This window comes from Lactobacillus selangorensis, from assembly GCF_001437205.1.
In the GTDB taxonomy this organism is placed as follows: Bacteria; Bacillota; Bacilli; order Lactobacillales; family Lactobacillaceae; genus Paralactobacillus; species Paralactobacillus selangorensis.
Genome location: NZ_JQAZ01000008.1, coordinates 34,386 through 56,932, shown reverse-complemented (window position 1 = coordinate 56,932; position 22,547 = coordinate 34,386). Strand labels below are relative to the sequence as shown.

Below are 22,547 nucleotides of genomic sequence, written 5' to 3'. Positions count from 1 at the left end.
CCCTTACTTTTTCTTCAACAACCAATAAATATAGTGTACATCTTGATTGTATTGCGCATGTGCTTGGACGACCTCATAATTCTTGGCCACCAGCGGATAATCAACGGCCACTGGATTGCCATACGTCCGGGTGACGACGAAATCAACTTTGCGGTCTCGAACGAGCCGATTTTGGGTCCGCATAATTGCCGGATACCGTTTGACCGGCACATTCTGATTTTCAAAGTAACGGGTCGTCGGCAAAATATCGGCCGTCGTATAGAGACCCAGGTCAAGCTGGTCATAATTCAATAATGTCGCATGCGGATACTGTTTGAGATACTGGGCAAACACAAGCTGTGCCGGTTTTAATGGCTGCGCCGGTGCCGCCGAAATACTGCTGTTATGGGGAAATAATTTTGATTCCTGATAATTCTGATTAACATTGCCCAGCCAGACAACGGCCAAAATCAGGCTGACGAGCCATAGCACCCAGCTGCCCCACTGCGAAACCGGCGGCAACTTTTCTAAGCCGATTCCAAGCACAATCAACCCGGCAATCGCATACGGGAACAAGATCAGATGGTAATAGTCGAAGGCCTTGCCGCCATAAAAGGCTAACAAACCGCAGCACAAGAAGGCCATACTGAACAGCCATTTCCCATAAGCGGTCGGAAAGACAAACCGGGTCAGCAGAATAGCCAGCACTGCCAATCCCATTAGCACGCCGAACACTGGCTGCAGCAGAAAACTATTCCAAAAAAGCTGGAGCGATTCCGATAAGCGGCCGACCAGCGACGTCGAATTGGCGTAAATCGTCATGTTGAATTTGAAATAGACCCCGAATAAGGAATGTAAAGCATGATTGAGTCCGAAATACAGCAGAATCGGAAGTGTCACAATCAGCATCCCTGCTAAAGAGTCCAAAATCGTTTTACCGAGCTGCAGCCATTCGCGTTTGAACAGCATGGCACAGCCCAAAACGAGATAAAACCCAATCCAAGAACCGACTAAACTGTATTTAATCCAGATGACAGCCGCAAAACTGATTCCTTCAAGCACTAGCATCCGGCGGATCGGCCATTGCTGGGTATGGCCCGCCCAGAAAAGCACATACAAAAGGCTCATGATAAACGGAAAGGCAAATTCTTCGGCACTATCGCCCTCCCGAAAATACGGCATCCACATCAGAAAGACCGGCATCAAAAAGGTTAGGCAGTCGGCCCACAACGGCCGCATAAACAGCCGTAGTGTCCGCTGGGCCAGCCATAATGTGACTCCCAGCGAAATCGCTTCGGCTAAATAAACCCCGAAGAAGGTCCGATGACTGACCCAATAGGCCAATGTGTGCAGAAAATACAAGAGCGGTCCCTTTTGTTCGAACAGGTCCCGATACGGCACCAGGCCGTGAGCAGCCCCTTTTCCGACTGTAAAATAGGCATTCGCATCGACCCAGCTATTGAGCCAGTATAAAGGCGACGACTCGCTTGTAAACAACAGCAGGCACAAACTCAGGAGAATCCAGCCCCCCAGCGCCAGCCAGTTAGGCGTCTTCTTCGTTGTCGTTATCGATTTGTGCTGCATGGTCAACAAACTCCTTCTTATCTGGTTTCTGATGTTCGTGCGGGGTATAGAGGTCCTCTTCTATAATAAATCGCGGCCGCCGTTTGACTTCCGTAAAGATTTTGCCGATGTAGTCGCCCAGAATCCCCATCCCAATCAGCTGCACACCGCCTAAAAACCATAGCGACATCATCAGCGACGCCCAGCCGGTGACAACATTGCCGCTGATTTTCTGGACCAGTGTATAAATCATGACGCCGATTGCAATCAGCACACATAAAAACCCCAGATTCATCAGCAGCGTCATCGGCACAATCGAAAAGGAAGTGATTCCAGTCATCGCAAACTTAATCATCTTCTGCAGCGGATATTTCGATTTACCCGCCGCCCGTTCATGACGGGGATAGTAGACCTTCGTCGACGGAAACCCGACCAGCGGAATGATACCCCGCAAAAAGAGGTTGCGTTCCTTAAACTCTAGAAAAGCTTCCGTAGCCCGTTTGCTCATCAACCGATAATCAGCACTATCGGGCACCATTTGGACCCCGAGTTTGCCCATCAGACGATAAAACAGCAGAGCCGTATCCCGTTTGAAGGCCGTATCAGTCTTGCGGCTGTCCCGAACGCCATAGACGACATCATAGCCGGCGTGGTAAGCTTGAATGAAATCTGGCATTTTACTGACATCGTCCTGCAAATCGGCATCAATTGTGATTAAGCAATCAGAATCCTTCACGGCGACCGTCATTCCAGCGATCAACGCATTCTGATGTCCAAAATTGCGGCTGAATTTAAGGCCGGTAAAATGCGGGTCCTGCTGGGTATAGCTGGTGATTAACTGCCATGTTTGGTCGCTGCTGCCGTCATTGACAAATAAAATCCGGCTCGAATCGGCCACTTGGTGGGCGGCAATCATGGCCTGCAGCTGCTTTAGGACAACTTTTTGTGTAATCGGCAGCACTTCTTGTTCGTTATAACATGGTAAAATGATTGTTAATTTTGGCAATGCCTTGGCTGCATTCATTGTTCGTATCCCCTTCATCAATATCCCTATTCCATATTATAGAAGATAATCATGAAAACAGGTAATTTCAGGTCACATCAAAATGGATTAGACAAGCCTTTTAAACCCGTACGCCGTATAATAATCTATACACAAACATTTTTTCAGAAAAGAAATTGAAAGGGACTCCACTATGTCTTACAAATCATTTCGTCATGGCATTTCCTGGCTTCTCGTCGGTATCGTACTCGGCGGTGCGCTCGTCATCGGCATTGATCATTTTGTCACACTTCCCCATGAACGGGCTGCCCAGCAAGTTAAAAACAATCAGCAAAGCAACCAGCAGCGAGCCGAAAATCGCCTTCAGAAAAATAAGGAGCGTCAGAAAAAGCCAGTTGCTGATCCTTATGCTAAAAATGTGGCCAGTCAATTAACACCCGTTCAGACCCAGCTCATCAAAAAATTATTAACCACGAATAAAGTCATCGGCACTTTGCTGGTCGTCAAAAATAATAAAGTCATCTGGCAGCAGGGGTTCGGTTATGCTGATGCGGCGGCCCAAAGGGGCAATAACGCCGCTTCGTTATATCAAATCGGTTCAATTCAGAAATCTCTGACGGCAACGTTGTTTGTTAAAGACTTAATCGACACCGGCAAAGTAAAGTATAACGACCCTGTTGCTAAGTATTATCCGACCATTCCGCATGGCCATCAAATCACAATTCGAGACATGCTCGATATGGTTTCCGGCATCTACCACACCGATTTAGCAGATAAAGTGATGACCGATCAGGAAATTGTCAATTGGTCGGCCAAACATTTAACCGTCAAGCCTGAAAACATTGGTCTTTTTTCCTATCAGCCAATCAACTTTACGCTATTAACCGGCATTCTCGAAAAGGAAACTGGCCAAAATTATCAAGACTTGCTCGACCAACAGCTGCTGACGCCGTTAAACCTCGTCCACACTGGTTTTGTTCAAGCCATGGGCGATGAAAAACACCGTACCTATTCCTATAAAGACGGAACTACCTATCAACGCTATCCCGATGAATCCCAAGTCGAAATAAGCCGGGAGCTCGGCACCGGGAATCTCTATGCTTCAGCCGGCGACTTATTCCGGATGGAACAAGGAATCATCCAAGGCAAGATTATTTCAAAAAAGAGACTGGCCGAGCTGCGCAACACGACTAACGGCAGTTATCGAGGTGGCGCCTACTGTTTTAAAACTTATGTCAACGGTCATGGTGTTGAAGCCGGCTACGATGCGGGGTATGCTTTAGCTAAAGACGGCCGCAGCGGTGTCGTGCTGCTTGCCAATACCTATCCGAAACAAACAACCTCAAAACTGGCGACCCAGATTGCCCAAATGGTTTTGCACATCTAAAAAGGAGTTCTCACATCATGGATTACATTTTTACGAGCCATCCGAATTCGGCCCAGCTCGCCCAATATGAATTTGAACAATATCTGCCCAATGCGACGGCCAGCACGTGGCTCGCTCCTGGCGTCGGCCTGTTGTCGACGGACCTCGATCCCGACCAGCTGGCTGAAACGATTTTAAGCACGCCGCTTTTATACACCCGCCACGTTTTTCCGGTGCAGTTGACTTTGCATGCCGACCAGCCGCAGGACGACTTAGCTAAAGAATTATATAGTTTTGCGGTCAGCCAAATCGACTACAACTTTGCTTATGCCCTGCAGGCCCGCAGCAGCCACGACGACACTGCCAAAATCCTGCTGCGAGAATTACTGCCGAAAGTCACTAAAAAGCTGACTGACAGCGGTTATCAGGAAGATAACCAGCACAGCGACCAAATTGTTTCGCTATTTATCACCGCCGATACTGTTTATGCCGGCTTCTCGTTCGCCGAAACCAATTTAAGCCATTGGAACGGCGGCATTCCTCGTTATTCGCATGATCGGGGTGCCATTTCGCGTGCCGAATTTAAATTAAAGGAAGCCATTGAAACCTTCCACATCGATACCGCCGATTTTAAACTGGGGACTGACCTTGGCGCCGCACCTGGGGGTTGGAGCAACGAACTGCTGGAAAATGGCCTGAAGGTAATCGCCATCGATCCGGCTCACCTCGATAAGCGGGTCCTCAACAATCCCAATCTCCATGATTACCGTGAAACGACTCAGCAGTACCTGCAGCGGCACCTGCCCTACGAGTACGATATGATTGTCAACGATATGAAGATGGACGTCCGTGAAAGCATCGGCATCACAGCCTCCTTTGCACCCCAGCTCAGCGACAAAGGTGTCGGCGTAATGACTTTCAAACTGCCGCATCATTATCCTTACAAACATCTGCGTCAGGACCTCGACAAACTGCAAACTAGTTATCGACTCCTCTACGCCCGCCAGCTCTACCATAACCGGTCGGAAGTGACAGTCGTGTTTGGGAAGAAAAAAGCGTAACAAACTCAAAAAGGGCGTGTGCCAGCAGTCGTATTTTGACTTCGTCGGCTCACCCCTGTGAGGACAGCAAGATTAACCTGTCAAAATAAAAAAGTTTCCAAAATGCAAAAAATTGCATTTTGGAAACTTTTTTTGTGAAAGAGGCCTCTTTATGTCAAGGCCGCTTTTCATATCAACTTTTTCAGTCGTTAATTATTCAGCATCTGCTGATTCTGCTGAGTAACGGATTTTACCATCCAAGTAAGTTTCGGATAAGGTCATGTCTTGGTTCAGAACCAGGAAGTCGGCGTCACGGTCTGGTAAGATCGTACCACAAACATCACCGATCTTGCTGCTGCGAGCTGGAACCCATGAACCCATTAAAACGGCTTCTTCTGGACGAACAATGTTCCAATCAACAACGTTCTTGATGGCATCCTTCAAGAGCAGGATACTACCAGCCAAACTATTGCTGCTATCCTTTAAGCGTGCCATTCCGTCTTTAACATAAACTGGGAATTCACCTAAAACATAGTCGCCATCTGGCATCATGGCAGCTTTCATACTGTCGGTAATCAAAAGAACATGTTCTGGGCCCTTCTTGTCGATTAAGATGCGGGCAACGGCTGGGTTGATATGATGACCATCGCAGATCAATTCATCGTCAACGAGATCCAAACTCATTGCGGCACCGACCATGCCAGGAACACGGTGATTCAAACCACTCATCCCATTGAAAGTATGTGTGAAGACAGAAGCACCGGCTTCAACGCAGGCCTTGGCTTGTTCATAAGTAGCGTTACTGTGGCCTAAAGCAACTGTGACGCCTTCTTCACTGACACGACGGGCAAATTCAACGGAACCGTCACGTTCTGGGGCGATTGAGATTTTCTTAATCATTCCGTTGGCACTCTTCTGCCATTCATCGAATTCTTCAACAGATGGATTCGTGAAGTACTTTGGATTCTGAGCACCCTTATGCTTTTCAGTATAGAAAGGTCCTTCGAAGTGAATTCCTTGAATCTTGGCACCTTTAGCTTCTTTGTAATGGCTGCCGATGGTCTTGCAGATATCGTTCAGCTGTTCCCGTGAAGCCGTTAATGTCGTTGGCAACCAGGAAGTAACCCCAGCCTTCAACAAGCCTTCGCTCATTGCCTGGAGACCTTCCCAATCATTATCCATGACATCATGACCTAATAAGCCATGAATATGTGTATCCACTAAACCTGGTGCAATCCATTGTTCGGACCGATCCAGAATTTCGCCGTCTGGTTTTTGATCTTCTGGGAAGAATTGACCAAACTTGCCATCATCGGTGATTTCAAGATAGCCACCGTTTTCAGTTGTGTTGTGTAAGAAAAATTTAGCCGCGTGAATGTACTTCGACATGATTTAAAACCTCCATAATTTCAATTGGTAAAGCGATTTCCTATACAGCCATTATAACCATCTTCAGCTGAGAAACAAAATGATTTTTCCCGTCAGGACTGGAAAGAAAGCGCCATTTTAGAATTGGTCTAGTCCATAATGTGAGCACCTAAAGCGTCCACTAAACTTTCCTGTGCAGAGTGGTCTAGCTAAAAAAAGAAGTTGAACAAAATTTGTTCAACTTCTTTACGGTTAATCTGTTGCGCCGTTTTCACGAGCAGCCTTCCGATTGGATTCGGCCAGTTCAATCGATTTATCGACAATAATCGATTGGGCATCAATGACCCGATAATGATGATCCGGCGCTTTTTCTTGGGCTAATGACAATTCAGTGCAGCCCAAAACAATCGCATCGGTGTGCATCTTATGCTTCATTTCGCTGAGGATGTGATGGTACAAACTGCCATCAACTTCCCCCCGATTTTCTTTGATGTCATGATAAATCAGCTCATTGACTTCCATTTGGATATCATGGTCGGCCATCACAACTTCACGACCAGCCGCTTCGATTTCATGGTTATAGATTCCATCAGCCATCGTGCCTTCAGTGGCAATCAAACCAATTCGTTTGGCCTCTGGATATTTCTTGACCATTTCCTGAATGGCAACATGCGGCATATTCAAAATCGGAATATCCGTCAGCTTTTGGAAATCATCATAAAAATAATGAGCCGTATTGCAGACGATGACCATAAAATCAGGGTGCAAAGTCGCCTGCTGTTTGATATCTTCAGCAATCACCGGGAAAAAGTTCGGCTTCGTATGGTCCAAAATGTAAGCCGTCCGGTCGGGCACCGTTGCATGGTTGACGAGAATGTAATTCAAATAATCTTGATCGCGTTTAGTAGGGGTCCGTTCATTCAGCAGCCGGATGTAACTCTCCGTTGCCATCGTGCCCATACCGCCAATTACTGTAAAAAAGTCTTTCATAATGAGTCAGATCTCCCAATTGAATTAGTTATTCTGCTTTAATTCATCCGCAACGGTCTTCACAACAACGGGATCAGTTGCGTATGGTGTATCAATCCCTTTGACTTTCTGGTACGGATCTTCACCCTTCCCAGCTACGACAATCACATCGCCGGGTTTGCTGGCCAAAATGGCATCTTTGATTGCTGTCGCCCGATCTAATTCGATCGTCACATTGACCTTTTGATGATCAATATCTTTATCAATCTGGTCGGCGATCGACTGGGCACTTTCGAAACCAGGATCATCCGTCGTTAAGAAAGCATCCGTTGCATTTTCATTCAATGCTTTGGCAAAACCTTCCCGACGGTCGATGCCTTTGTCGCCAGGGCTGCCGACAACAACCAGCATCCGTGGATTCTTGTATTCCCGATTGAGGAAGGTCAGCAAGGCGTGCATGCTGGCGTAGTTATGGGCATAATCGACGTAAACACGGCCATGGTCAGGCACATCAATCGATTCCATCCGGCCCGGAATCCGCACATAACGAATCCCTTCAGCAGCCTGCTGGGCATTCGCACCGGCTAAGCCAGCTCCAATCACAGCAGCGGCGCCATCTAATTCGTTGAAGTCGCCGATCAAACTGATTTGATATTCGCCATCGATATGAAGGGCTGCCGCTTTATCGGTCACGGCCACCAACTTGAAGCGGCTGGTCTTGAGATCGGCTTCTTCGCTTTGGAAACGGAAATCAATCGACAGGTCATCCGGCTCTTTGTAATCCGCCCGAGCAAACAGATAAATACTGTCAGGTTCAGTCGTCGTTGTGGCCGCCGCATACACTTCATCGAAGTGATCAGTTTCGGCATTGATGACACACTTGCGGGAGTTGACCAAGATTTGCAGGCCGCAGTGCAAATAATCGGCAAACGTTGGATGCTCGTTCACACCAATGTGGTCCGGTGAAATATTCAAAAAGAAGCCGACATCATAAGTTAATCCGAACACCCGATTTTTCTTATAGGCTTGTGAAGAAACTTCCATCACAAGGTCGGTCATGCCGCTATCAACGGCTTCCCGCATATCATGGAACAAATCCATGCTTTCAGGTGTCGTCAAATCGGATTTGAATTGCTGTTCCGGTTTTGGTCCGACGATTCGGTCGATCGTTGAGAACAAGGCCGTCTTATTATCATTCTTGAGATCAAGGATCCCCTTCGTGAAGTAGGAAGAAGTGGTCTTCCCTTTCGTGCCGGCGTAGGCCACAATAAAGAGGTCGTCCTGCGGATAATTATAATAAGCCGCAGATAAGAGTGCCATCGCCTTCTGAATATTGCGAACGATCAAAGCGTTCATGCCGTTGCCTTCGACAAGCGGCTTTTCAGCAACATAAGTAATTGCGCCTTTTCCTTTAGCCATCGTTAAATAAATGGGGCGAAAGTTTGCACCCTTGCAGAAAAATAACGTATTTCCTTTTACATTGCGTGAATCATAGGTGATGTCAGTCATTTCAACATCTGGATCAACCTGCAAAGCGCTGCTCTTCAAAAGATGATGTTCCTTCAGAATCAGCAGGCAGGCGTTCAATGTCAGTGCCATGTTGGTCTTCCTTCCATTCATAAATTCCGTACTGTTCTTGAAACCCCATTATACCATATTCATGCTGCGGATAAGAAGCGATCACGAACGACCAGAACAAAAAAACGGCCTGCTTGTGAAAATAGTTTTCATCGGCAAGCTGTTTTAATTTGCTACGCTTTCTCAAGCTCCGGATTAGTCAGTTTCTGCTTCCGGTCGAGCGGCAGATGAATGATAAAACTGGTCCAATCAGCATTCGAAGTGGCATAAATATAGCCACCATGCAGCGCCACAATGCTCTGAGCAATCGCTAAACCAAGCCCAGTGCCGCCCGTTTCCTGCGAACGCGATTCTTCGACCCGGTAGAAACGATCGAAGAGCTGGTGCAGCGATTTAGCTGGAATCGGCTGGCCGTCATTGGCCACTTTAATGATGACTTCGCTGCCGACTTTATCAGCACTCAATTTAATGTGGCTAGCACCAGCGCCGTATTTAAAGGCATTGCTGAGCAGGTTGTTGAAGACACGGCCCAATTTTTCGGTATCGGCCGTCATCTTCAAAGGATCGGGATTCGTCGTTACAGCGATGTCGATACCCTTCTTGTGGGCTTCGAGTTCGAAGCTGGCCGCCAATTGTTCGAGCATCTGGGTCATATCGAATTCGGATAAGTTGAGCGGTGTCGACGTCTGCCGAACTTTAGTATATTCAAACAAATCGTCGACCAGCACCTTCATCTGCTTCGATTTCACATAGGCAATGTGCGTATACTTCAATAAATCATCCATTGAATGGTACTGTTTATTTTCAATCAGCCCAAGATAACCGATGATGGAGGTCAGCGGCGTCCGGATATCGTGGCTGACGTTGGTAATCAGCTCATCCTTGCTTTCCTCCATCTTGCGTTCCTCTTCCATCGACTGAACGGTACTGTCGACTAACGCATTGATACTGTCGATGACTCGCTGCAGATCCCGATTGACCTTGAAGTGAATCCGATGATCCAAGTGATGATCGGCAATATAATGTAATTCGCTGATGACGTGCCGCATTTGCATCGAGTGGTACCGGCGGATTAGGCGCCAATAGACGATGATCGCATCGGCAATAATCATTAAAAGGATGAAGACGTTTTGCCAGCTCCACAGATGAATATCGCTAGGCCCGAATGCCAGCCCCTGTTTGATTTGCCAGATTCCATCATTGAGCTGCTGGTTCGTCGAAATGACTTGGTTGATAATAACGACGATCGACAGATTCAGCAGCAATAACAGAATTACCGTGACGATTCCCTCAATAAAAAGTTCGCTTTTTTCACGACGGGTTAATTTGATTGGTTCATTGGCGACGACCGTTGTGGTCACTTCTGCTTCTGCCTCAGGTTCGACCGTCCCTTCTTTTTTGGGTTCGGCGCTCATCACGCTTCAACCTTGTAGCCAACGCCCCAGACCGTTTCGATCACTTTTTCGCCATCGGTAGCTTCTTCGATTTTGTCACGAAGATGCGACACATGGACCATGACCGTTTTGGCCGAAACGATGCTTTCCTGCTGCCAGACCCGTTCGAAAATTTCGTCGGCTGAGAAAACCCGATTGGGGTGACTAGCTAATAAGTACAAAATGCCGAATTCCAGCGCTGTCAGCTGAATCTGAGTACCCGTTAAGGTAGTGACCTCATGGGAATCCTTTTTAATCGTCAGCGGTCCGACTTCCAAAACATCCGGTTCCTCCGGTGTCACCGAATTCTGGCTGCGCCGTAATAAAGATTTGACCCGCGCCATGACTTCTAAAGGATTAAACGGTTTGGCCACATAATCATCGGCACCTGTAATCAGCCCTTTGATTTTATCCATATCAGCCGTTTTCGCCGACACAATGATGATTGGAATCTGCGAATCCTTGCGCACTTCCTTGATGACGTCAATCCCGGACATATTCGGCATCATAATATCGAGAATCATCAAAGCAATATCGGGCTCTGTCAGCAGTTTAGTGATAGCTTCCTTGCCGCTAAAGGCTTTGACTGGTTCGTAACCTTCGTTTTTAACATAAATACTGAGTAATTCGACGATTTCTTTATCATCGTCAACAATGAGGATTTTCATGGCAGTACTCCTTCTATTCATAAACATGCTTTCAAAAGATTGCCAGCGGCGGTGGATTTTTTCGTCCTAACTGTCAATCGGCTTTGTTTTCACTTTAATTCCGTTTTATTGTAACAGAATTCCCTAAAGAAACTATAAAGTTCCCAAGATTTTGTTCAAAAGCGTTATTTGACTGTTGGGCCGTGTTTCGTGCTACGCTTAAGTTGAATAATAATCGGAAGAATGGAGGGTGCAATTTGAACTGGAGCTTAGTTGCGACAATTTTTATTTTAAATGCTGCTTATATTGCGATCAATACACTGCGGACAATGATGGTCGTCAAGCATCATCACTTGCTGGCACCCCTATTGTCAGTGTTTGAGGAAATCGTTTATGTGGTCGGGTTGTCAATGGTTTTGAAAAACCTCGACAACATCGTGAATTTGATGGCTTATTCCTTCGGGTTTGCCTTTGGGATTTATTTAGGCATGCTCATCGAAGAGAAGCTGGCCCTTGGTTATACCAACTTCAACGTGACCGTTCCCGTTACCCCCGAAGGTGAAGATGACCATGGCAAGAAACTCCCGCAAGCCTTGCGTGACAAAGGTTATGGGGTCACCGAAACTTGGGGCTATGGCAAAGACGGCCCTCGCATGATTTTGAGTGTTCTGGCACCTCGTAATGCTGATAAGGACCTAATCAATCTCATCCAGAGTATCACGCCGAACGCCTTCATCGTTTCTTATGAGCCGACCTCCTTCCATGGTGGCTTCTTATCCCAGCAAGTCGATAAGCACTTCAAGCGCCGTGAAGCGATTAAGCGGAAGGTTTTACGGAAGTAACGCTGCAGCCGAATTGAAGCGGCGTTTCGATCTGAGTACACAAAAAAGAGCTCGAATTTGAAATTCGAGCTCTTTTTTACTTATTTAACACAAATTTAGCGACTTCACCTAATGCATCATCAGCTTGTGGATAATTGCCGACTTCGTCCATAAAGGCATGTGTCATCCCGTTATAACGGATATAGCGGATATCGCCGCCGGCTAATTTAACCTTCTTGTAAAAAGCCTCGCCCTGCAGACGCAACGGGTCAAATTCACCAACCATAAATAAAGTTCTTGGTAATTGTTTCAGTAATGATTCCGGTGCATTTAACGGTGAGATATACATACTCTCAGGATCAGCATCTTTGATGTACCATTTATCGATTGTTTGATTGGCATTAAATGTCGTCAGGAATTGTGCAATTTTATCCTTATCAGGATCGGTTAAATTCAAGTTAGCCGGATCATCGAAATAATGCCGCCGTTTCGGGTCCTTGCCCTGGTAAGTGACTGGATACAAAGTAACGCAGGCTGATAAATAATGAGTGCCCATGGCTAAATCTAGTAATGCCGTTGTGTAAGTTAGATTGCCGCCAGCTGAATCACCAAACATGGTCATTTGTTCCGGATCGATTTTGAATTCGTCTGCATGCTGATGTAAATAGACTAAACCACGATAACAGGCTAATAATCCTTCCGGATACGGATGTTCGGGAGCTAGCCCATAATCAAATGCAATCACTTTAACGGCCCCATCATCGGCCAATACATGGCAAGCCATTGCAATGTTATCCAAACTACCGCCAGTAAAGCCGCCCCCATGAATAAAGAGGATCACTGGCAAAGTCTGATTTTTCAATTCAGTCTGCACATAAGTCTGCACTTTGAGATCGCCGGCAATTGTCTGGTCTGCCACTGTTAATGGGTGCCGGTCCGTGTGTCTGGCATCGGAACTCCCCATCATTTTCCGTAACTCTTCAGGTGGGATTTCCGCATGATTGACTTTATCGAAAATGTCATTCATGCCATTCGGTTGTGTTGCACTGACGATCACCTCCCGTGTCTGCGGCGAAAGCCGGCCTTCTAAGACATCTGCAGAAAATGGTTTCATTAAATAATCTGTGTTCGGTACTGTAACAGCAGCTAATAATTTGCTTTTAGTCATGATAATTTCTCCACTAAGCCTTTACGCTTTTGGATTGCGTTTTATTTTCTAATTGATTCCCGATCCGCAGCACAAACATTAAGACTGCCACGACACCGCTTAAAACAATTCCGGCCATAAATGATTGTGCACCGGCGCCGATTCCAACAGCGGCAATCAGCATGGGTGCAAAGAAACCGGCGATACCAGAAACAAGTGTGTTCATCGCAATGACCAGTGGAAATTGTGTCTTATTGGCCAAGTTGGACAAATCAAATGGAATCGTGGCGTTAATCAGAACGATTCCGACACCAGAGAACATGTTCCCAATGACATGTGTGATTGGATTATTAGTAAAGAGGATAAAGGCAAATGATAAGGCAAACGCAACGAACCCCCATGCCAATGTGTTTTTCTTAGTATATTTACGAATAAATTTAAGTGAGAACGCGGTTAAAATGCCGCCGATATTCCCAAATAGCCGTGATAATGGCTGTATAAGAAGTACCCTGACCCTTTGATGCTAATAAAATTGATTCATTGGCCATAAACATGGTCATAATCAAGGACATGATCAAAGTAATCCCTAAAATAATATAAATGCGACCGTTGAGATGTGCCAGTGTGGACCATAAGCCGACTTTCTTTTCTTGATCATCGGCTGTTTTAACAACACGTGGTGTTTTGATATCCTGTGGAACCATGAAGAAGACAGCAACTAAAATGATAACAGCAATAATGTAGATCCAGAACAAGTTGTGCCAGTTGGAGCCGCCCAAAACACCGCCGATAGCAGTCATCGCCATCATCCCGATGTTGTTGAACCCAACGGACCAGCCCATCACAGTTGCACGTTGTTCACCTTCAAAATGCTCTTGCAGCAAAACAGGCACAACGTTAGTAATCAAACCTAAGCCGAACCCCATGGCAATCATGCAGGCTAGAATCAGATTCAGGCTGCTGTTGAAGAAGACCGGCAGCAAACCGCTGACAGCGACGACTGCAACAGCTAACATTCCGACGTTTTTACGAGTCAAATGATATGTTAGCCAAGCAAAGAGGAAGGTTGCGATGATCTGTCCCAACTGTGGAACTGTGCTTAACATCTGCACCTTTGAAATTGGTTCAGTTGGAAATGATTTTGCAATAGCAGCAATGGCCGCTCCGACAGCCGAAGCACCCATTAAAAGTAGGTTCATACTTAAAATCCCAACGGCTAATCTTAAATTCTTTTTTGTCATCAGAAAAAACTCCTTTTTCAATATTGTGTATTTGTATGCGTTTGCAATTTATAGACTGAGTATAGGCGGCGCTTTCATTTGCCACCATACAGAAAATGCAGTTTAGGTATGTTCATTTCAAAGATATCTGAATAATTGGTATCGATTGAAAGCCTTCACACCAGCAGTGATTACTCACTTTGGTGCGAAGCGGCCGTATTTTTATTGCGAAAATCATTCTTTTTGAGAAATCGGACCTGTTTTAACGCGACTAACGGCAGCAACGGCTAATGTAGCATTGCCTAACGCATAAAGCCCTTCTATGTCGCCGGTATTCAAGGCGGCAATGGCCTCATTCGAGAAGTTCAGTGCCGCAGTCGTAAATTCAACCGTCTTGTTTTTGGCAACTACTCTGAAAGTTTTGGTAGCGGCATGGTTGATCAGACAAAACTGTTCTGGCAGTTCGGAAAGTGTCCCGATCACTTCATTGATTTCAAGATCGGCAACCTGCTGCTGTCGAATCACATTGAAGTGCTCCTGATCGGCTTCAATCAGCAAAGCAGCAAAATGATCATTGTTAATCAGACTGGCAATTCCCAAACGCCCCTGCTTCAAATCAGTTGCTTCCGTCGCCAGTGAAACAGTCAGAATTTCGTCGTGAGACGCTTGACGCAATCCTAAAAAGGCTGGCGTTCCTTGCTGGGCAAGTGTTGTTTCGCCGCCATGCAGCAACAGCATCTGGTGCGTCAGCTTTAAGTTGTCCTTTAGCCCATTACGCAAACTAAGCCATTCAGGCCGTAATTTTGCTGTTTCAAAATGATCTTCAAAATCGGTTGACCGTTGTTCATTAAGCAGGCTCTGTTGATGCTGTTTAAAATCAGCCAGCGAAACAACTTCAGTCGGGACACCATGATTGATGACCGGCCAAGTGTGATTCCAATTGACAGGATACAAAAGTGTTTCACGGCCGAGATTCGTAATTTGCGTCATCCCAACGGCGGCTGGCTGTGTGCCTAAGCAGACCAACCACCAATTGTGAGCGGCATCTTGAAACAAATCGCCATGTCCAATATTCTGCAACGGTTGTTCGGCGCGATCACGATTGGTAAAAATGGGATTGACGCCATCCTTATTTTCGTAAGGCCCCCATAAATGGTCTGATTTAAAAATAGTAATCATATGGCCGACGCCAGTACCGCCTTCTGCAGTCAATAAATAGTAGGTGTGGTCTTTTTTAAGAATGTGTGGTCCTTCAACATCACGGCCGCCAGAACCAAAACTGAGCACCTTAGGGCCAGCGAGAATCTCGCCAGTATGCAAATCGATTTCGACTTGTTGAATGGCTTTGGTTCCTTTGTCATCAATATAGCCTGTGAATTCGACATAAGTCCGGCCATCTTCAAAATAAAGATCCGGATCAATCCCATTCACATTGATTTCAACCCGATCGGCATCCCAGACGATTTCATCGTGGTTATTGAGAACGCCGCGAATAATAAACGTTTTGAATTCAGCAAAATTAGTCGTAATAACGTAAAAGGCACCTTCAAAATACCGGATGCAAACGGCAAAAATACCTTCATTCGACTTGGCATGGGATAAATCAGCCTGTTTCGTCTGAGTGACGACCCCAGGCAGCTGCTGCCAATTCAATAAATCGGTGCTTTTACTGAGTGCAATGCCTGGATAATATTCAAAAGTGCTATTGACTAAATAATAAGTATTGCCGACACGGCAGATGCTAGGATCGGGATACATTCCCCGTAAAATAGGGTTTCGATATGAAGTAACCATAGTCATTCTCCTTGCGTAAATTTGTTTTTCAAACTGTTTAACGCAATTCTACGGTTCAATGAAAACGATTACTATGCCGAAAACCAAGATTGCGACTCTTCATTTTGTACATATTCCAACTTTTAAAATAAATAATCTCGACAAAAAAAGCCCCTGAATCGGATTTTATCCAACTCAGGGACACGTTTTAATCGGCATAATTCTGGTGTTTCTTTCGATAACGGCTCGGTGAAACTCCAGTTGCGTGGCGAAAATAGCGATAAAAATACTCTGCTGAAGCAAATTTTAACCGGTCAGCGATCTCACCAACACTCAGATCTGTCAAACTCAGCAGCTGCTGAGCTTTTTTGATGCGCACGACCCGTGCATATTCCAATAAGGTCTTCTGTTCTTTCTGTTTAAACAAGCGGTTCAAATATTCAGCATTATAATGAACTTCTTGGGCAATCTCATCCCGTGTGACAACACCGAAATGAACTTCGATTAACCGGCGGACTTGATTGACTAAATAATCATCTTTGCTCAAATTCATTGCGACCCAATTTACAGAAAAAGCATTTGGATTCTGCAACGTGGCCAGCAAACGCAGCACTAGCCCAGACTGGAAAAAGCGTGCGCCGACCTTGGCAGTGCTGCATTCCAGCTGCAGCGAATCCAAAATCACCTGGAGTGTTTTATTTTCGATTGGCAAGCTCCGTGAAAATTCCAAATAACGATGCTGCCAATTTTCCTGTTGATTCAAACTGCTTTTTAAAAACTGAAAAACATCACCAGTGAGTTTTTCGGTCGCGTCATGCTGCAAAAGCGAATTGAAAAAATCAGCCGTAAAGTCAACAAAAACAATCTGCGAATGATCTTGGATTTCTTCGCGATGTTTCACCTGACGGTTCATCAAACAACCTTCACCATGCTGATAACGAATCGTGCGGTTTCCAACGTGATTGATAATGCTTCCTTCTAGAACCAGCATCAATTCAAAAAAATCATGTCGGTGTTCCGGCGCATAGTCCTTGCCTTCAAAAGTCGTGATCTGACCGTCTTGAATTTTTGTATACAGCAGCCGCTCGCCATCACGCCGTTTATAAAACAACGCCAGCGGTCCTTCAATCGAAAGAACGGGGACCCCGCCGCTTAAATTGCTTTCCATACGCTGCATCCGCTGATCTTTCATGCCACATACCTCCAAAAAGTCGGCTTTTTGTGTAAACGATTACAAATTAGTTGCTATAACGACTAATATCTCGTTTAAATTTCCAGTATTTTAATAAGTGTACCACCGAAATTGATCAAGGAGTGAAAACAATGCGACAAACCAAGAATCTCGCAAACGGCTGGCAGTTTCATTACGGCAACTTGCCGACCCCTAATAAATTAGTCCGTAAAGCCCATTCATTAGGCGGCATGACCTCTGCACTACCTAATGAAGGCAAACGGCTGCCGGTCAGTACCAGCGGCGAATATTTTCTTAAATTAATTGCACAAGGCGATGTTCAGCAAGGATTGCAAAATCTAGCCGGCACCGATTTAAGTACTCAGCTGGACGGTGATTGGGAACCTGTCTCGATTCCACATGATTGGAAAAAAGATCTCCCTTATGTTCAAAATCCGGCCTTATTGATGAGCGGCTCAAAGGAAAATGGGACTGCATACTATCGACTCGCTTTTGAGCTGACTTCTGATCCAGATACAGAACGTATCACGCTTCATTTTGATGGCGTAATGGGTTTATCTGATGTATGGCTGAACGGTACTTATCTCGGCCACAATAATAGCGGCTATACCGCTTTTGATTTTGACATTACCGAAATGGCCAATTATGACGCTGAAGGCCCCAACATCCTCCTTGTCCGTGTCGACACCACAGCTGGCGCTGAAGGATGGTGGTATGAAGGCGCTGGTCTTTATCGAAAGGTCTGGCTGGAAAAATTGCCAGCTGTCCATTTAAATGCCGATGACGCCTATATTTATACACAAACGTTAAACGGCCAAAATGCCGACCTTGGAATTGAGCTCAGCGTGACGAATGAGCGTTCACAACCTGTTTCAAGCACCCCCAAAGTCCAATTTAACAATCAAACGATTACATTTGAATCCCAGTCGATCCAGCCTGGTGAGACAGCTCATTTTAAAACGACCAGTCATCAAACCGACGTCACTCCCTGGACACCAGAAAATCCCCACAATATTCAAGCAACTTTTATTGCTGGTGACGATCAAGTTACCAAGCACTTTGGAATCCATACCTTTGCTTATACAACCGCCGGCTTCTTCTTGAATGGCAAGCCATACGTCTTAAAAGGTGTCTGTGAACATCAAGACTTTGCCGGTGTAGGTGTCGCTTTAGATCAAGATATCATTAATTACAAAGTTAAACTGTTAAAGGAAATGGGCGTCAATGCCCTCCGAAGTTCGCATCATTTTGCGGCACCAGAATTGCTGAATGCCTGCGATCAATACGGTATTTTAGTGATCGACGAAAATCGTATTCTGGAAAGTACGCCATGGCGGCTGGCCGACCTCAAAAAGATGGTAAGACGCCAACGGATGCACTCTTCAATTGCTTTCTGGTCCCTAGGCAACGAGGAATTGATCGGCAGCACCGAACTAGGCGGCCGGATTTTAAAACGGCTGGCACGGCTCATCAAACAATATGACCATGAGCATCTGACCGTTTCCGCTGAATTATTGAATCCCGAAGGTAAAATCGATGAAAATTATTTGGAGAATGTCGATATTCTGGGCGTCAATTATCCAGAAGCCGATGTAATGGGCGACGGGGCACTGAAGATTCATGCCAATTTTCCACAGCAACCCATTATGAGTACTGAAAGCGGCTCGTATTTCCAAACACGTGGCATCTATCGTGACAACGCTGAGCAATGCCAAGCCAACAGCTTTGGTTCCGACTATTCAATGGTCATGCCTGGTAAACGCAAACCTGGTGAACCAGGTGTTGGTGGTACAGCTCGGCCTGAAAAAGTGATTCAGTTTGCCCAGCAGCATCCTGAATTCGGCGGCGTCTTCTTATGGACCGCCTTTGATTACAATGGCGAACCTTCCCCATTCGGCTGGCCCGGAATCAGCTCACAATTCGGTATTCTCGACCTCTGCGGTTTTCCTAAAGATTACTACTATTATTTCCAAGCACATTGGACGGATAAACCGATGATCCATGTCATGCCGCACTGGAACCGTGAGGGACTTGAAATTGCTGCTGATGGTACCGTCGCCGTCCGTATCTTCTCAAATGCACCAACAGTCGAATTATTTATCAATGGTGTTTCACAAGGCCAGCAGCAGGTCAAAGACTGCCAGATGAATTGGCAAGTGACCTACCAGCCTGGCGAATTACGTGCCGTGGCACTTGAACATGATCAAGTCGTTGCTGAAACGATTGAACAAACCGCTGATTCAGCTGTAAAAGTCGTTGTTTCTGTCCGTTATCACGGCCAGCAAGACACCCTGTACGCCTTACAAGCGGTTGATCAAAATGATGTGCCCGTTCCAACTAGCGATCAATTCGTCACGCTCCATGCTGATGGCGCCATCTTAGGGTGGGGCAACGGCAATCCAGCTGATATCAGTGTCCATCATGCCGATGAACTCCAGCTCTTCAATGGCAAAGCACTCATCATTGCACCAAAAGAAACAACATTAATGGCCACATTAAGCAAATAAAAAAAGAGAAATGGCCGTTAAAAGTCATTTCTCTTTTCTTTACTGATTTCGTTTTCGATATTCATTCGGCGAACAACCGAAATTGTCCCGAAAGACTTTATAAAAATACGATGGATTTTCATAGCCGATCTTGGCGGCAATTTCTTCAATCGAAATGTTGGTATTCGTCAAATATTCAGCCGCAACGTTGATCCGCTGCAAATGAACGAGCTTAATAAAGGTCAACCCTGTCTGGCGTTTTAAATATGATGACAGATAATTGGGATTAAACCCAAAATGAGCCGCCATCGCTTCCAAAGTAATGTATGAATAATTTTTTTCGATGTACAGCAGCAATGATAACAAATTGCTCGGTGCCGTTTTGATTGCTTTCGCCGGCATCTTGGTTTTAGAAGCAATCCGAACTAAACGTGCAAACAAGGTCAAAATTTCAAACCGGATAATCTGATCGGTCTGAATATCCGGATGGTAATACTCTTCGATGACATCATCCAAAGTAGTAATTATCTTTTGATCATGATGCGTTTTGAACAAACTATAACTGCCACCGTCGTTATTGCTGGCCAGCAGTGAAAACAGCATCGATGAAATATTGGTTGTACTGCCGTAATAACGCATGAAATCAAGGTCATTTAGTGAAAAAGCGGCATCTTTCAGCGCCAGATTGACGACAATAGTCCCCTTCTTGATTGGTTCAACTCGATGAATGGTCCGATTCCCCATCACGATAAAATCATCTTGTTTTAAATGAAATGATTCATTTTTGGTGGTCACGACACAATTACCGGCGATCGGAATCATCATTTCCACATAATTATGTACATGAAACGGAATGAAGGATTCGATCGGCTGAACTGAGATCGCAATCAACTGCGTCGTTACTTCCAAAGAATCGGTTAACGTATTTGAAAATTCAAAAACGGGGCTTTTACCGACATGATCCACCATTTGAGGGTGCATCTCAGGTCCAAGGGTGTTCCAATCTTTAGGCTGATTGTTTTTTCGTAATAGATTCACAATGTCTGTGTTCATGCAAAATCCTCCCATCGCATTTCCATTTCAACTTTGAATATCCTTATTCTATCGTATTCAAATATAATCGAAATACATTTTTCGAAACACCTGTAAAATGAACACACTATATCTCTTTTTCCTCAATAGCCAGAAAAAAGAAAACGTTTAGAATGAACTTGTTTAGCAAAATAGAGCGTTTCAGGAGGATACCAAATAATGGTGAATTTAGAAGAAAAACCATATAACTTAAATAAAGCACAAATCGATTATATTCAAAACAAAGTTTCGGAAATGTCCGTTTCCGAAAAGGTCGGCCAGTTATTCTTTGTCATTGGTCAAGATGAAGATTCAGTCGATATCAATCACTTTATCAATCAATACCAACCCGGCGGCATGATGTATCGTCCCGATCATGCTGAGAAGATCAAACGCGAAATCAACACTGCCCAAACAGCCAGCAAAATTCCGATGTTCTTTGCGGCCAACCTCGAATCAGGCGGTAATGGGATTGTAACTGAAGGAACTTGGTTCGGCAATCCGCTGGAAATGGCCGCCACCGATGATTCCGAAAATGCCTATCAGCTCGGTAATGTTGCCGGCAGCGAAGCACGCCAAGTCGGCAATAACATGTCATTTGCGCCAATCGTCGATTTAGATCTCAATTTCCGCAATCCCATCATGAATACCAGAACCTTCGGCAGCAATAAAGGCCGTGTCATCAGCATGTCAGATGCCCAAATCAAAGGGCTCAAGAAAAATCAGATTATTCCAGTCATCAAACATTTTCCAGGTGATGGTGTCGACGAACGCGACCAGCATTTAGTCAGTTCGGTCAACTCCTTGTCAGCCGATGATTGGATGAATTCTTATGGCGAAATTTACCATCATTTGATTGCCAATGGTGCACCAGTGGTCATGATTGCTCATATTATGCAGCCAGCTTGGGAACGGCGGCTTGAGCCTGGCATCAACGATACCGACTTGCATCCAGCTTCTAGTTCAAAGCTATTGATCGACGGCTTATTGCGGAATGTCTTGAAGTTTAACGGCTTAACGATTACCGATGCCACTCCGATGATCGGTTACAATGCCTCGATGGCCCGGAAAGATCTTCTACCAGCCACAATTAACGCCGGGATCGATATGATCCTCTTCAATAAAAATATTGACGAAGATTATGGCTACCTCCACGATGCCATCGATAATGGCACTTTATCAATGGCACGTGTTGATGAAGCTGTCACTCGCATTTTAGCAACTAAATTATCGCAGCAAATTATGGACACCGACGAACAACCTTTGCAAAAGTTGCCAGCTGAAATCAATCTTAATTCAGAAAAGCACGCTCAGTTGGCTGCTAAAGCAGCTAATCAGGCGGTCACATTGGTCAAAGATCGGGATCATCTCTTGCCGATCTCGCCTAAAAAGACTCCACGTGTCCGTTTAGTCGTCTTGGGCGACTCAGACGACGGCGGTTTCAAAGAAGGCGGACACGTTACAAATGCCTTCAAGCAGCAATTAGAAGACGCCGGTTTCAAGGTCACCTTGTTTGATCAGAAACACCTCGACTTCCATGAAACGTTTGAAGAAGGTGTCGCTGACCTGCAAAAGAAGTTCGATTTAGCCATTTATGTGGCCAATGTCGAAACGGCCAGCAACCAAACAACGACTCGTTTGAATTGGGTCCACTTGATGGCAGCCGATGCACCGTGGTTCATGCGCAGCATCCCGACTCTCTTCATTTCAACTGCGAATCCATATCATTTATTCGATATTCCAGAAGTTTCTACCTTTATCAACGCCTACACAGGCAATCCGCAAACAATTACGGCCGTGATGAACAAAATCACTGGCAAAGAACCCTTCTTGGGAACCAGTCCAGTCGACCCATTCTGCGGTGATTTCACTACACATTTATAAAATAAAA

At 45.5% G+C, this 22,547-nt stretch carries 19 protein-coding genes; 5 read left to right on the top strand and 14 right to left on the bottom strand.

Annotated features, from left to right (window positions below):
* Window positions 1–3: 3 nt before the first annotated feature.
* Both IV40_RS09565 and IV40_RS09560 read right to left on the bottom strand, forming a co-directional pair.
* Window positions 4–1,563 carry a hypothetical protein gene (locus tag IV40_RS09565; protein WP_057771013.1) on the bottom strand — a complete coding sequence of 520 codons (1,560 nt, stop codon included), beginning with the start codon at window positions 1,561–1,563 and terminating at the stop codon, window positions 4–6.
* Complete coding sequence (locus tag IV40_RS09560) at window positions 1,523–2,566, bottom strand: glycosyltransferase family 2 protein (protein WP_057771011.1); 1,044 nt, start codon at window positions 2,564–2,566, stop codon at window positions 1,523–1,525. Before IV40_RS09560 ends, IV40_RS09565 begins: the two co-directional genes overlap by 41 nt.
* A 172-nt stretch (window positions 2,567–2,738) precedes the next feature.
* Here IV40_RS09560 and IV40_RS09555 point away from each other — a divergent pair, with 172 nt between their 5' ends.
* Together IV40_RS09555 and IV40_RS09550 are read left to right on the top strand one after the other, a co-directional pair.
* A complete protein-coding gene (locus IV40_RS09555) occupies window positions 2,739–3,932 on the top strand; it encodes a serine hydrolase domain-containing protein (protein ID WP_057771009.1) in 1,194 nt (397 codons plus the stop codon).
* 17 nt (window positions 3,933–3,949) lie between these two features.
* Complete coding sequence (locus IV40_RS09550; RefSeq protein WP_057771007.1) at window positions 3,950–4,972, top strand: SAM-dependent methyltransferase; 1,023 nt, start codon at window positions 3,950–3,952, stop codon at window positions 4,970–4,972.
* A 192-nt stretch (window positions 4,973–5,164) separates the two neighbouring features.
* Here the strand turns inward: IV40_RS09550 and nagA are convergent, their stop codons facing one another.
* The 6 genes from nagA to croR all read right to left on the bottom strand — a co-directional run bounded on the left by nagA (window position 5,165) and on the right by croR (window position 10,967).
* Window positions 5,165–6,340: an N-acetylglucosamine-6-phosphate deacetylase gene (gene nagA / locus IV40_RS09545; protein WP_057771005.1), complete on the bottom strand. Its 1,176-nt coding sequence runs from the start codon at window positions 6,338–6,340 to the stop codon at window positions 5,165–5,167.
* Between the two features lie 231 nt (window positions 6,341–6,571).
* Window positions 6,572–7,309 carry an amino acid racemase gene (locus IV40_RS09540; protein WP_057771003.1) on the bottom strand — a complete coding sequence of 246 codons (738 nt, stop codon included), beginning with the start codon at window positions 7,307–7,309 and terminating at the stop codon, window positions 6,572–6,574.
* Between the two features lie 24 nt (window positions 7,310–7,333).
* Window positions 7,334–8,887, bottom strand: a complete 1,554-nt coding sequence (locus IV40_RS09535; RefSeq protein ID WP_057771002.1) for a UDP-N-acetylmuramoyl-L-alanyl-D-glutamate--2,6-diaminopimelate ligase — start codon at window positions 8,885–8,887, stop codon at window positions 7,334–7,336.
* Window positions 8,811–9,053 (bottom strand): hypothetical protein, encoded by a 243-nt coding sequence (locus IV40_RS10805; RefSeq protein ID WP_156404275.1) that lies wholly within the window; start codon window positions 9,051–9,053, stop codon window positions 8,811–8,813. The genes IV40_RS09535 and IV40_RS10805 overlap by 77 nt, the downstream gene beginning before the upstream one ends.
* The gene (locus IV40_RS09530; RefSeq protein ID WP_057771063.1) at window positions 9,040–10,197 is read right to left on the bottom strand and encodes a sensor histidine kinase; all 1,158 of its coding nucleotides are present in this window, start codon (window positions 10,195–10,197) and stop codon (window positions 9,040–9,042) included. The genes IV40_RS10805 and IV40_RS09530 overlap by 14 nt, the downstream gene beginning before the upstream one ends.
* A gap of 83 nt (window positions 10,198–10,280) precedes the next feature.
* Window positions 10,281–10,967, bottom strand: coding sequence for a response regulator transcription factor CroR (croR, locus tag IV40_RS09525; protein WP_057771000.1), 687 nt, complete (start codon window positions 10,965–10,967; stop codon window positions 10,281–10,283).
* Window positions 10,968–11,203: 236 nt separating this feature from the next.
* Here croR and IV40_RS09520 point away from each other — a divergent pair, with 236 nt between their 5' ends.
* A complete protein-coding gene (locus IV40_RS09520) occupies window positions 11,204–11,788 on the top strand; it encodes a DUF2179 domain-containing protein (protein ID WP_057770999.1) in 585 nt (194 codons plus the stop codon).
* Window positions 11,789–11,864: 76 nt separating this feature from the next.
* Here IV40_RS09520 and IV40_RS09515 read toward each other — a convergent pair whose 3' ends face one another.
* The 5 genes from IV40_RS09515 to IV40_RS09500 all read right to left on the bottom strand — a co-directional run bounded on the left by IV40_RS09515 (window position 11,865) and on the right by IV40_RS09500 (window position 17,099).
* Window positions 11,865–12,935, bottom strand: coding sequence for an alpha/beta hydrolase (locus tag IV40_RS09515; protein WP_057770997.1), 1,071 nt, complete (start codon window positions 12,933–12,935; stop codon window positions 11,865–11,867).
* A 13-nt stretch (window positions 12,936–12,948) separates the two neighbouring features.
* On the bottom strand, window positions 12,949–13,320 hold the full coding sequence (locus IV40_RS10935; protein WP_236698043.1) for a hypothetical protein: 372 nt from the start codon (window positions 13,318–13,320) through the stop codon (window positions 12,949–12,951).
* Between the two features lie 31 nt (window positions 13,321–13,351).
* Window positions 13,352–14,155: an MFS transporter gene (locus tag IV40_RS09510; RefSeq protein WP_236698044.1), complete on the bottom strand. Its 804-nt coding sequence runs from the start codon at window positions 14,153–14,155 to the stop codon at window positions 13,352–13,354.
* A 213-nt stretch (window positions 14,156–14,368) separates the two neighbouring features.
* Window positions 14,369–15,928, bottom strand: a complete 1,560-nt coding sequence (locus IV40_RS09505) for a glycoside hydrolase family 43 protein (RefSeq protein ID WP_082617984.1) — start codon at window positions 15,926–15,928, stop codon at window positions 14,369–14,371.
* Window positions 15,929–16,115: 187 nt separating this feature from the next.
* On the bottom strand, window positions 16,116–17,099 hold the full coding sequence (locus tag IV40_RS09500) for an AraC family transcriptional regulator (protein ID WP_057770993.1): 984 nt from the start codon (window positions 17,097–17,099) through the stop codon (window positions 16,116–16,118).
* Between the two features lie 131 nt (window positions 17,100–17,230).
* On the opposite strand from IV40_RS09500, the gene IV40_RS09495 reads away from it, so the two are divergent.
* Window positions 17,231–19,606, top strand: coding sequence for a glycoside hydrolase family 2 TIM barrel-domain containing protein (locus IV40_RS09495; protein WP_057770991.1), 2,376 nt, complete (start codon window positions 17,231–17,233; stop codon window positions 19,604–19,606).
* Window positions 19,607–19,645: 39 nt separating this feature from the next.
* Here the strand turns inward: IV40_RS09495 and IV40_RS09490 are convergent, their stop codons facing one another.
* Window positions 19,646–20,638, bottom strand: a complete 993-nt coding sequence (locus tag IV40_RS09490) for an AraC family transcriptional regulator (RefSeq protein ID WP_057770989.1) — start codon at window positions 20,636–20,638, stop codon at window positions 19,646–19,648.
* A gap of 198 nt (window positions 20,639–20,836) precedes the next feature.
* Here IV40_RS09490 and IV40_RS09485 point away from each other — a divergent pair, with 198 nt between their 5' ends.
* Window positions 20,837–22,540, top strand: coding sequence for a glycoside hydrolase family 3 protein (locus IV40_RS09485; protein WP_057770987.1), 1,704 nt, complete (start codon window positions 20,837–20,839; stop codon window positions 22,538–22,540).
* Window positions 22,541–22,547 lie beyond the last annotated feature (7 nt).